Here is an 11,257-nt window from a genome sequence, read left to right on the forward strand (position 1 = left end):
ATGGACTACGACATGCTGGTCATCGGCAGCGGCCCTTCGGGTCGCCGCGCCGCGGTGCAATCAGCCAAGCTTGGCAAGTCGGTGCTGGTGGTCGACAGGGGCCGGCGCCTTGGCGGCGTCTCGGTGCATACCGGAACCATCCCGTCGAAGACGCTGCGCGAGACGGTGCTCAACCTCTCGGGCTGGCGCGAACGCGGCTTCTACGGACGCGGCTACAGGGTCAAGCAGGACATTTCGATCTCGGATCTGGTCGACCGGCTGCACAAGACGCTCGACCATGAGGTCGAGGTGCTGCAGCACCAGTTCATGCGCAACACGGTGAAGAGCGCGCGCGCCGCGGTGAAGTTCCTCACGCCGAACAAGGTCAGCCTGACCGCCGATAATGGCGACTATAGCGAAGTCGGATTCGCCAACGCGCTGATCGCCGTCGGCACCAGGCCGCACCGCCCGGCCGACGTGCCCTTCGACAAGAAGCGCGTCTTCGACAGCGACGAGATGCTGGAGCTCCATCATCTGCCGCGCACGCTGACGGTGATCGGCGCCGGCGTCATCGGCGTCGAATACGCCACCATCTTTTCCGCCCTCGACGTGCCGGTGACACTGGTCGAGCCGCGCAACACCATTCTCGATTTCATCGATCGCGAGATCGTCGACGACTTCATCCACCAGATGCGCGACCGCGGCATGACCATCCGCCTCGGCAGCACGGTGAAGGAGATCGCCTCGAAGCCCGACCATGCCGAGGTGACGCTGGCCGACGGCCGCACCATCCGCTCCGAGATGGTGCTCTACGCCGCCGGCCGCACCGGCAATGTCGCCAGCCTCGGCCTCGACACGGTCGGCATCGAGGCCGACGCCCGCGGCCGCATCAAGGTCGATCCGCATACCTTCCAGACCAGCGTGCCGAACATCTACGCGTCCGGCGACGTTATCGGCTTCCCGAGCCTGGCTTCGACGTCGATGGAGCAGGGGCGGGTGGCGGCTTGCCACGCCTTCGGGGTTCACCTGCCGCCGCCGCCGGAGAGCTTTCCTTATGGCATCTATGCCGTGCCCGAGATTTCGACGGTCGGCCTGTCGGAAGAGCAGGTGCGCGACAGCGGCGCAGCCTATGAGGTCGGCCTGGCGCGCTTCCGCGAAACCTCGCGCGGCCACATCATGGGCGTCAGCAGCGGGTTCCTGAAGCTGTTGTTCTCGGTCGAGACGCGCCGCCTGCTCGGCGCCCACATCGTCGGCGAGGGCGCCACCGAGCTCATCCATATCGGCCAGGCGGTGATCAATCTCGGCGGCACGGTCGACTTCTTCGTCAACAACACCTTCAACTACCCGACGCTGGCCGAGGCCTACAAGATCGCCGGCCTGGACGCCTGGAACCGGATGGGACATGGGTGAGGGGATCGGCCGAGGACGGTCGAGTAGCCCCCTCAACGCGTGTCTGGACGATGTTCCTATAACATGCCGGGATGGTCTCGATCGTTGATGGCCGCACCGGGCCCCGCCTGGCCCAGTCAGGCGACCGCGACAGGCGCCGCCAGCCATTGCCGCAGGATCGCGGCGTCCGCGTCGCCGAATTCATGGCCCGAGGCGACGATGCGCGCGTCGACCTCGGCTTGGCGTTCGCTGAACAGTGTCACCAGGGCAGGGGCGAAAGGGCCATAGGTCTGGTCGGCCGCCCCGGCAATGATCAACACGCGGCTGCCGCCGAGGTTGGCCATTGGCGAGATGTCGAGCACCGGCATCGCCCTCAACAGCGCTGCCTGTCTGACAATGCCGGGATGGAGCAGCATCAGGCTGGAGACGACATTGGCGCCGTTCGAATAGCCAAGGAAGGTCGCGCGTTGCAGATCGAGCCGCTGCACCTCCGCGACGTCCGTCACGAACTGGGCATAAGCGGCCGTCTCGGCATGGATGGAGACCTGCTCGAAACTGGTCGGCGTGATTCGCTCGAACCAGCGAAATCCGTCCTCCTGTGGAATGCGGCCGCGCGCCGCGACGATCACCGAACGCGGCGCGATCTGCCTTGCCAGCGGCAGCATCGTCGTCTCGTCGACACCTGACCCGTGCAGCACGAACAGGCACTCGCCGCTTGCGTTCGCCGGCCTCAGCAGACGGTAAGGAAAGGCGAGGTCCCGGCGCAGGATACTGTTTTTATCGCTATATTCGGAAGCGCTCATATCCATTTGATTCCATGAGAGATTCGTTGATTTGCCGGCTTCAAAACGGAATATTTTCGCGCTCCGCGAAAGTTGATTGAACCAGGCGCAATTCGGGCCGTTTTTCCGCCGATACACTCCCCCGTGGGAGGAATCGAAGCGGTGCGCCCCGGGGGTCGCATTTGCTGGCTATGAACAACCAGCTTTGAGGCCTTTTGTCGATGACCACCCCTGTTCCCAACGACCGCGATAAGCGTGTCGGAGAGCGCGATACGCGCATCAACGATCGTGACACACGTATCGATCGTGACACACGTATCGACGTGCTGCGCGCGCTCGCGCTGCTCACCATTTTCATCGACCATGTGCCTGGCACCGTCTTCGAGAACTGGACCTATAAGAATTTCGGCTTTTCCGACGCGGCGGAAGCCTTCGTGCTGATTTCCGGCATCTCGGTGGCGCTGGCTTACGGCACGAAGTTCAAGCCGGGCGGCCGGTTGCTCGCGACCTTGAAGATGTGGCGGCGCGCTGGGGTGCTCTACATCTCCCACATCGTCATCACGATGGTGGTGATCGCGCTGTTTAGCGCCGCCGCGCTGTTCGCGCACCGGCCGGAAATGCTGGCGATGATCAACATCGAACCCTTGATGCGCAACACGCCGCAGGCGCTGCTCGGCATCGTCATGCTCGGCCACCAGCTCGGCTACAACAACATCTTGCCGGTCTATGCGGCGCTGCTTCTGGCGGCGCCTGCGTTCGTGCTGTTCGTCAGCTATCGGCCCGTGCCGGCGCTGATCGCGTCCGGCCTGCTGTGGCTCGTCGCCGGCATCTGGCAGATCGCGCCGCCGAACTATCCGGAGCCCGGCCTCTGGTTCCTCAATCCGCTGTCCTGGCAGTTCCTGTTCAACATCGGCCTTGCCGCCATGCTGCATGTGAAGCGCGGCGGGCGCATCCCGGTCAATCCGTGGCTGCTGGGTGCCGCCGGCATCTATGTGGTCGGCGCGGCGATCTGGGTGCACACTCCGCTCTGGGGTCAGATCACCTGGTTCAACCTGCCGGTGGTGATCGGCGGCTTCGACAAGACCTTCCTGTCGCTGCCGCGGCTCTTGCACATTCTTGCGGTCAGCTATCTGATCGTCGCGCTGCCGGCGGTCTCCAACCTCTTCCGCGTCCGGCCCGACAATCCGCTCGCGATCCTGGGCAAGCGCTCGCTGCCGGTGTTCATCGCCGGCACGCTGCTCGCCATGGCGGCGCAGGTGCTGAAGCTGATCAACCCGGGCGGCCCGGCCTACGACACGCTGCTGATCGCGGCAGGCATCGCCATGCAGCTCGCGCTTGCGCTCTACCTCGAATGGCTTGCGAGCCTCGGCCCATCCCGCGCCAAGCCGGTGCGCGAGGAGCCTGCGCGTGCGACATTCGGCGTGCAGCCGCTGCCGGCGCGGGCGGGCGGCTACTAGCCGCAGGGCAAGGAAATGCGTGCGATCTATCCGAATTGCCTGTGCCCGCTCAGGCTTTCGGTGCCGGCCCGGTCGAACCTCTGACGACGAATTCGACCCCCATCGTCTCGCGCCGCACCGCGCCATCGTGGTCGAGAATCATGCGCGCGGCGCGGCGGCCGATCTCGGTGATCGGCTGGGCGATGGTGGTCAGTGGCGGCGTGGACAGCGCGCCGTCCGGCACACCGTCGAAACCGACAATGGAGACATCGCCGGGAACGTTGAGGCCGCGTGCTCTCAACCAGTCGATGGCGATCAGGGCCATGCGGTCCGACATCGCCAGGATGGCGGTCGGCGGTTCGCCGCTGGCGAAGATCGCCTCGAGGCCGGCCCTGGTGCTTTTTTCCTCGTTCTCGGTCTCATAGACCGGGATCTTCGCCGTATCGATGCCGAAGCGGGAAAGCTCCTCGAAATAGCCGGCAAGGCGATCGCGCGTTCCGGTGTAGACCGCGCTGCGCACCGCTTCCGGCGTTACGAAGCCGGTTCGGTTGTCGGCAAAGCCCAGCGACAGGACGGCGAAACGGCGATGGCCAAGCTCGGCGAGATGGCGCGCGGCGAGCCTGGCGCCGGCGACATTGTCGACGCCGATGGCCGATACGGTCTCGTCCTGGAAGCCGAGCTCCAGCGCAACGAAGGGCAACCTGCGCTCGCGCGTCAGATCGACAAGACGCGAGCCGCCTTCGATACAGAACAGCACGAAGCCGTCGACAAGCGCGCTCTGAATGTTCCAGGCCAGCTTTTCCTGATTGGCGGCCGAGACCAGCGCGATGCCGGCGCCGGTGGCGTCGCAGGCTTCGGAAATGCCGGCCATCATCACGCGGGCGAACGGATCGTCGAAGAAGTAGGAGAGCGGCTCGGTGGTGGCGACGCCGATGGCGTTGACCTTGCCGGCGCGCAGCAAGCGGCCTTTCGGGTCTGGACCGGCATAACCCATCTGCTCCGCCACCGCCTTGACCCGCTCGCGCACTTCGGCGCGCACGATCTCGGGACGGCTGAAAACATTCGAGGCCGTGCCATGCGAGACGCCGGCGGCCTTGGCGATGTCGGCCAGCCTGATCGGTCTTGCCTGGCCTTCGAGGAGTGATGCCATGTCGTTCCTCCGAATCCGGTCACGGGAAGAACATGACCGCTGAATTGCTGCTGGTCATCTAACATTTTTGTTGGATCGATTCAAATCCTGCTTGACTTCGCGTGATTGAGGCCTATGATTTGAATCGATCCAAGTCCGCTCGCTTTTTGACGGAGCGGTTTCAACAGGAGGGTGCCATGCATCCGGTGAGTTACTTGTTCGAGGACATCTACGGCAACGACTGGGGCATCGCCTCGGCGGCCATTAGCCAGAAGCGGCGCGGCAGAGCGGGTCCCTGGCGCCGCGAACTGCGCTTCCTCGTGGAGCGCAAGCGCGGCTGAACCGTGGCCATTTTTCGTGTCCACGCATTGGATCGATTCAACTTGAGGAGAAGCAGTCATGCATCCGATTGGTCATCTTTTTCAGGACATCTACCGCAACTATTGGGGCATCACGCGCGGAACCGAGCAGCCCGAGCGGCGCCGCGCCAACGACCTGCCTGCGCGCAAGCACAAGCGGCGCGCCGATTAAAAACGCTCGCCGGAAATACCTACGGCCGAGGACGCCACAGCGCCGAGACGGCGATCGCTACCCAGCCGGCGATCAAAAGTGTACCGCCGATCGGCGCCGACATCGGGAACAGCCGCGAGCCGAGAAAGTCGCGGGCGAGAAGATCGCCGCAGAACAGAAGCAGGCCCGCGAGCAGGACGAGGCTGGCTATCTTGAGGCAGCGATTGCCGCCGGCAAGGCCGATGGCAAGGAACGCCGGCGCATGCACCAGCAGGAAATTGGCCGCCGTGCCGGTGAAGGCGCCGCCGCGATGCGCCGCCGTCGCCGACAGCACTACGCCGGCCGCGCCGACGAGGCCGGCTGCCAGCACGAGAACGCGGCTCCCGCCGTCTGATGCTTGCCCAGTAAGGCTCATCCTGGATGCTCCATGCTGCGGTTGAGGTGGAGGCGCCGGTTAGGATTCGCCGGCTTCCAGCAGCATATGCCGTGCCCGGCGCGATTGGACAATCCAGTTGTAGGCAGCACCCAGCGCCATCAGCACCGCTGTGCCCAGAAACACCGAGCGCATACCGAAATGCCCGCCGACGAAGCCGCCGGACAGCGGCCCCGCGACCTGGCCGACATATTGCGCCGAAATCGCCAGGCCAAGCACATTGCCGCCGATCCCGTCAGGGATGTTGTGGCGGATCACGCTAGTGATGCAAGGCAACAGTCCGCCCAGCGCCAGGCCCATCAGGAAGCGCAGGCCGATCAATTGCCAGCCATTGGTGACGTAGGCTTGCGGAATGAGCAGCAATGCCGAGACGGCAAGGGCACCGACCACCACGTTCCAGTGACCGACGCGGTCGGCGAGTTTCCCCAGCCAGGACGAGGACAGGATGGTACCCAGCGCCGCCGCGGACATGACGACGCCTGCAACCATGGTCACCTTGCTCTGGTCCTCGATGAGTTGCTGCACATAGACGGTGATGATCGGCTCGATCGACATGGTGGCGAAGGCGAGCAGCATGCCGGTGGCCAGCATGGCGACGATCGGCCGCTTGTCGGGGATCTGCGACCAGCCGCTTTTCGGCTTCGTCGTCGAGGCGGGCTTGGGCGCCGGCGGGTTCTCCTTGATCAGGAAAGTCGTCGCCAGGAAGGCCAGGAAAATGACGGCGCCGGACAGCAGGAAGGTCGCGCGGATGCCGATCAGCGGCGGCAGCAGGCCGCCCAGCAGCGGTCCGACCAGCGAGCCCGCCGTGATGCCCGCCGCCAGCACGCCCAGCGCCCAGCCGGAGCGCTCCTTGGGCGTCTGCATCGCCACCAGGATCGTCGAACCCGATGAATAACCGCCGGCAAAACCGATCAGCAATCGAAGCAGCACCAGCTGCCAGACGCTCTCAACCATGCCGGTCAACGACATGCAGATCGCCATGCCGAACGAAGCGCGTACCAGCATCAGCTTGCGGCCGTAGCGGTCGCCAAGCCGTCCCCACAAAGGCGCGACCAGCGCGGCCGCGAAGAAGGTCGCGCCATAGGCGATGCCCGACCACTGCACGATCGCCACGTGGCCTTCGGCGCCGAGCTGCTCGACGTATAGCGGCAGAAACGGAAGAAGCAGCGTCATGGCGACAAGCGTGCTGAACGAGCCGGCGAAGCAGACGGCGAGATTGCGTCGCCAATGGATATTGAAGCCGCTCTGTTCGGGTTCCTTGGGCGTCATGTCATGCGTGCCAATGCTGGGGTTGTTGCGGATACCAATTTGGGATACCAAGCTGGTGTCCGTCATGGACCTGACACTCGCTACTGTCAATGCGAGCGCCGTCAACGCGGCTTGGAAAACGGGACGACAAATGTCGCAGATGCAAAATGTCGAAAGACAGCTTCGCGAGATGATCCTCGGTTTGGAGATCGGCCCGGGCGAGCGGCTGACCGAGCGCTGGATCGAGAGCCGCTTCGGCGCGTCGCGCACGCCGGTGCGGGCCGCATTGCTGCGCCTGGAGACGGAAGGGCTGATCGGCCGCGACGGCCGCGGCTGGACGGTGGCGCCAATCAACCTTGCCGAACTCGGGCAGATCGCCGTCTACCGCGAGGCGGTCGAAGTCGCGGCGGTTCGCCTCACGGCGGCGCTCGAAGACCGTGGCGGCATCGACGTGATCGCGGCGATGCTCGATTCCTGCGATGCTGAGACGCCGCGCGAGGAGTGGCATCGCGTCGGCCTGGATTTCCACATCGAACTGGCAAGGCTTTCCGGCAACGAGTTTCTGCTCAGGGCAGTGCGCGACGCGATGACCAGGCTGTCGCGTGCGCGCTGGCTGGAGGTGCGCGATGAGAAGGCGCTCGGCCGTGCTTGGGCCGAACATCATGCCATCCTCGCCGCCGTCAGGAGCGCCGATGCCGATGAAGCGGCGCGGCTGCTTTCCGCTCACATCGCCGGCAGCCGAGATCGGCTGGTCACCTCATTGCATGACGACCGGCGCGGTTTGCGCGCACGCGGGTTTGCCGTGGTCGCGGCTTGAGGGAAAGCGTCGACACAACGCCGGTTGCATTAGCGGGCTTGCAACATGGCCGGGAGAATGCTGTAGGAGACGAGGGGAACTTGCTGAACTCGCGGACGTATGGCCACACTCTCTCGAACCGCCGCAAAGCTGTTCTATTACGCGCGCAATTTCGCGCGCGACCGCGCACCGCAGTCCCTGTTTCGCGACCGCCTCGCCAGCCGGCTTGAACAGGCCATGCTTTCGGGCAAGACGGTTCGCGAGCGGCTGAACTACTACAACAAGCTGGAACACCCGTTCGTGCCCAGTCCGGACGCCGTAGCCGTCGGCAAGCTGCCGTCCTCTTCCAGCATGTATTATTACGACCTCAAGGAATTCGCGCGCTATTTCGATCCCGGCCTGCTGATCGATTTCGAATTCGGCGACGTTGTCGGGGTTCCGGAGTTCCCGAGGATCGTCAAGGACCGGCCCATCGGCGACGACAATGCGAACGGCGTGCTGATGAAGCTGAACAAGTTCCGTCACTTCTACATGCCGCCCGACAACCTGTCTTTCGCCGCCAAGCGTCCGATGGTGGTCTGGCGCGGTCATCTCAACAATCCGATTCGCACCCGCTTCGTCGAAAAAGCCGCCGACCTGCCGATTTGCGATGCGGGTTCCCACAGGGCCGATGCGCCGGACGGATACCGCAAGCCGTTCCTGAACATCGAGCAGCAGCGACAGTATCGCTACATCGTCTCGCTCGAAGGCAATGATGTCGCGACGAACCTGAAATGGATCATGAGCTCCAATTCACTCTGCCTCATGCCGGAACCGACCTACGAAACCTGGTTCGCCGAAGCCCAGGTCGAGCCCAACGTCCACTATGTGCCCCTGCAGCCGGATTTCTCCGACCTGCTCGACAAGGTGGCCTATTTCGAAAAACATCCCGACGAGGCGGGACGGATAACCGCCGCCGCCAATGCCTATTGCCGCAGATTCGGCAATGAGCAGGACGAGCAGGCGATCTCGCTGCTCGTCCTCTACAAATATTTCGTGCTGAGCGGGCAGATTAAGCCCGACGCGGAAGTCTGGCGCTTTATCGCCGGCTGAGCGTTTTAAGCGTGAGAGCGGTCGAGCACCTCGTCGGCCGGCCCGAAACGATCCCTGGCCGTGAACTGCTGGTGCCAATAGGGATAAAGCACCGGCGGCCGGCTGACGATGTCGAGACGCTGCCGTTCGTCCTCGGTGAGCGACAGGCTTGCCGCGGCGAGGTTGTCCTTGAGCTGCGCCTCGTTGCGCGCGCCGATCACCAGCGAGCTGACGGCCGGTCGGCCGAGCAGCCAGGCAAGCGCCACCTGCGCGCCCGAAACGCCGCGTGCCTTGCCGATGAAGTTGAGCACGTCGACAATGCGCCACAGGCGATCCTCATCGCGGATCGGCGGTTCCGTCCAGCCGCCGATCTGGCGCGCGGTCGGGCTGTCGCGATGGTATTTGCCGGAGAGCAGTCCGCCGGCCAGCGGGCTCCAGACGAGCACGCCGAGGCCCTGGTCGACCGAGATCGGCAGCAATTCGTATTCGGCCTCCCGCGCTTCCAGCGTGTAGTGGATCTGCTGAGTGATGAAACGGGCCTGATGGCGGCTGTCGCTGACAGCAAGGGCCTTCATTACCTGCCAGCCCGACCAGTTGGAGCAGCCGATATAGCGGATCTTGCCCTGATTGACCAAGGTGTCGAGCGCCGCGACCGTCTCCTCGACCGGGGTGAGCCCATCCCATTGGTGGACGAAATAGACGTCGATGAGGTCGGTCCTGAGCCGCTTCAGGCTCTTTTCGCACTCGCGGATCAGGTGATGGCGCGACAGGCCTTCGTCATTGGGGCCGGTGCCGATACGCATGCGCGCCTTGGAGGCGATCAGCACATCGTTCTTGCGCTTGCCGCCAAGCGCCTCGCCGATGATCTCTTCCGACAGCCCATTGGAATAGACGTTTGCGGTGTCGATGAGGTTGATGCCGGCATCGATGCAGGTGTCGATGATGCGTTTGGCTTCCGAAAGATCCGAATTGCCGACGGCGGCGAACGGACCGGTGCCGCCGAAGGTCATGGTGCCAAGCGTCAATGTCGAGACTTTCAAGCCGGATCGGCCGAGCGTGCGGTATTCCATGTCGGTCCTCGCAATTTGTTTTGAAGAAGCGCTGTGGCGAGCGCCGGAAAGAGGCGAGGGATTTGTAGGACAATTCCCGCCGCTTGTCGCCCCGCTATCGATACGGGGTCGATCACATATCTTCCATGTCGATGCAGCTGCCGGGCGATTGCAATAAAACCGTCATTGCGCCTCTGTATCTCAGTCGGCTTACGGAGTGTCCGGCCGGGGCTTCCGAAGCGGTGATGGCTGACAGGCAGACGGAGCAGCGCGATGAATGAACTGAAACCGAATTCCGGAGCCAAGGACTGGCTGGAGGCCGAGCTCGAGGATACGCTCGACGAGGACTATGAACTGGAGCTGTCCGAGCCGGCGCTCTCGCTCGAGATCGCCAAGATCTACAAGAAGTCGCATCCGCCCTCCATCGAGCGCATGACCTATTTTCGCGAGCTGCTCAGGCTGCAGTCGGAGCTGATCAAGCTGCAGTCCTGGGTCGCCTACCACAAGAAGAAGCTGGTGGTGGTCTTCGAAGGCCGCGATTCCGCCGGCAAGGGCGGCGTCATCAAGCGCATCACGCAGCGGCTCAATCCGCGCATCGCCCGTGTCGTGGCATTGCCGGCGCCGACCGAGCGCGAGAAGTCGCAATGGTATTTCCAGCGCTACGTGCCGCATCTGCCCGCGGGCGGCGAGATCGTGCTGTTCGACCGCTCCTGGTACAATCGCTCCGGCGTCGAGCGGGTGATGGGCTTTGCCAATGGGGACCAAGTCGAGGAGTTCTTCCGCGACGTGCCCGAATTCGAGCGCATGCTGGTCCGTTCCGGAATCACCCTGGTGAAATACTGGTTCTCGATCACCGACGAGGAGCAGCAGATGCGCTTCCTGATGCGCATCCATGATCCGATGAAGCAGTGGAAGCTCTCGCCCATGGACCTGCAGTCGCGCGTGCGCTGGGAGCAATACACCAAGGCCAAGGAAGAGACCTTCGCCCGCACCAACATTCCGGAAGCGCCCTGGTTCATCGTCGAGGGCAACGACAAGAAGCGGGCGCGGCTGAACTGCATCGACCATCTGTTGCAGCAGATGCCCTATGAGGAGGTTCCGCACGAGGAAATCACGCTGCCGGAGCGCGTCTTCAATCCAGAATATGAGCGCCAGGTCCTGCCGCGCGAACTCTACGTGCCGGAGAAGTATTGAAGGGTCTTTCCTTCTCCCCCTTGTGGGAGAAGGTGGATCGGCGCGCAGCGCCGAGACGGATGAGGGGTGTTGGAAGAAATGAGGCGGTGACGATTTCCAGCTCGTCGCCAAGCTGGAGCACCCCTCATCCGACCTCGCTTCGCGAGGCCACCTTCTCCCACAAGAAGGGCTTTGCACAGAATCGGATCGGTGATTCCATGCGGATATCCGGCGAGGAGGGATTCGCGATGGTCGATCGAGT

Annotated in this window: 12 protein-coding genes; 7 read left to right on the plus strand and 5 right to left on the minus strand. The window is 63.8% G+C overall.

The annotated features are described in order from the left end of the window. Positions 1-1,389 (plus strand): Si-specific NAD(P)(+) transhydrogenase, encoded by a 1,389-nt coding sequence (gene sthA, locus LB523_RS26115; RefSeq protein ID WP_224608421.1) that lies wholly within the window; start codon positions 1-3, stop codon positions 1,387-1,389. Between the two features lie 116 nt (positions 1,390-1,505). On the opposite strand, the gene LB523_RS26120 is transcribed toward sthA, so the two are convergent. After that, complete coding sequence (locus tag LB523_RS26120) at positions 1,506-2,171, minus strand: alpha/beta hydrolase (RefSeq protein ID WP_095767900.1); 666 nt, start codon at positions 2,169-2,171, stop codon at positions 1,506-1,508. Positions 2,172-2,371: 200 nt separating this feature from the next. Between LB523_RS26120 and LB523_RS26125 the strand changes: the two genes are divergently transcribed. Continuing rightward, positions 2,372-3,607: an OpgC family protein gene (locus LB523_RS26125; RefSeq protein WP_224608425.1), complete on the plus strand. Its 1,236-nt coding sequence runs from the start codon at positions 2,372-2,374 to the stop codon at positions 3,605-3,607. Positions 3,608-3,656: 49 nt separating this feature from the next. On the opposite strand, the gene LB523_RS26130 is transcribed toward LB523_RS26125, so the two are convergent. Beyond that, positions 3,657-4,736, minus strand: coding sequence for a LacI family DNA-binding transcriptional regulator (locus tag LB523_RS26130; RefSeq protein WP_224608428.1), 1,080 nt, complete (start codon positions 4,734-4,736; stop codon positions 3,657-3,659). A gap of 176 nt (positions 4,737-4,912) precedes the next feature. Between LB523_RS26130 and LB523_RS26135 the strand changes: the two genes are divergently transcribed. Together LB523_RS26135 and LB523_RS29310 are read left to right on the plus strand one after the other, a co-directional pair. Continuing rightward, entirely contained in the window at positions 4,913-5,056 is a 144-nt protein-coding gene (locus LB523_RS26135; protein WP_181164970.1) for a hypothetical protein, read from the plus strand. A gap of 58 nt (positions 5,057-5,114) precedes the next feature. Next, positions 5,115-5,246 carry a hypothetical protein gene (locus tag LB523_RS29310; protein WP_263483149.1) on the plus strand — a complete coding sequence of 44 codons (132 nt, stop codon included), beginning with the start codon at positions 5,115-5,117 and terminating at the stop codon, positions 5,244-5,246. 19 nt (positions 5,247-5,265) lie between these two features. On the opposite strand, the gene LB523_RS26140 is transcribed toward LB523_RS29310, so the two are convergent. Beyond that, complete coding sequence (locus LB523_RS26140; protein WP_224608431.1) at positions 5,266-5,640, minus strand: DUF423 domain-containing protein; 375 nt, start codon at positions 5,638-5,640, stop codon at positions 5,266-5,268. A 39-nt stretch (positions 5,641-5,679) separates the two neighbouring features. After that, positions 5,680-6,978 carry an MFS transporter gene (locus LB523_RS26145; protein WP_411966497.1) on the minus strand — a complete coding sequence of 433 codons (1,299 nt, stop codon included), beginning with the start codon at positions 6,976-6,978 and terminating at the stop codon, positions 5,680-5,682. A 79-nt stretch (positions 6,979-7,057) separates the two neighbouring features. Here LB523_RS26145 and LB523_RS26150 point away from each other — a divergent pair, with 79 nt between their 5' ends. Next, positions 7,058-7,723: a GntR family transcriptional regulator gene (locus tag LB523_RS26150; protein WP_140842662.1), complete on the plus strand. Its 666-nt coding sequence runs from the start codon at positions 7,058-7,060 to the stop codon at positions 7,721-7,723. Positions 7,724-7,822: 99 nt separating this feature from the next. Further along, entirely contained in the window at positions 7,823-8,794 is a 972-nt protein-coding gene (locus LB523_RS26155; protein WP_140842664.1) for a glycosyl transferase family 90, read from the plus strand. 5 nt (positions 8,795-8,799) lie between these two features. Here LB523_RS26155 and LB523_RS26160 read toward each other — a convergent pair whose 3' ends face one another. Next, positions 8,800-9,843: an aldo/keto reductase gene (locus LB523_RS26160; RefSeq protein ID WP_224608434.1), complete on the minus strand. Its 1,044-nt coding sequence runs from the start codon at positions 9,841-9,843 to the stop codon at positions 8,800-8,802. A gap of 252 nt (positions 9,844-10,095) precedes the next feature. Between LB523_RS26160 and ppk2 the strand changes: the two genes are divergently transcribed. Further along, the gene (gene ppk2, locus LB523_RS26165; RefSeq protein WP_095767696.1) at positions 10,096-11,016 is read left to right on the plus strand and encodes a polyphosphate kinase 2; all 921 of its coding nucleotides are present in this window, start codon (positions 10,096-10,098) and stop codon (positions 11,014-11,016) included. The last annotated feature ends 241 nt before the right edge of the window (positions 11,017-11,257 follow it).

Origin of the sequence: Mesorhizobium sp. ESP-6-4 (assembly GCF_020164735.1) — a bacterium.
In the GTDB taxonomy this organism is placed as follows: Bacteria; Pseudomonadota; Alphaproteobacteria; order Rhizobiales; family Rhizobiaceae; genus Mesorhizobium.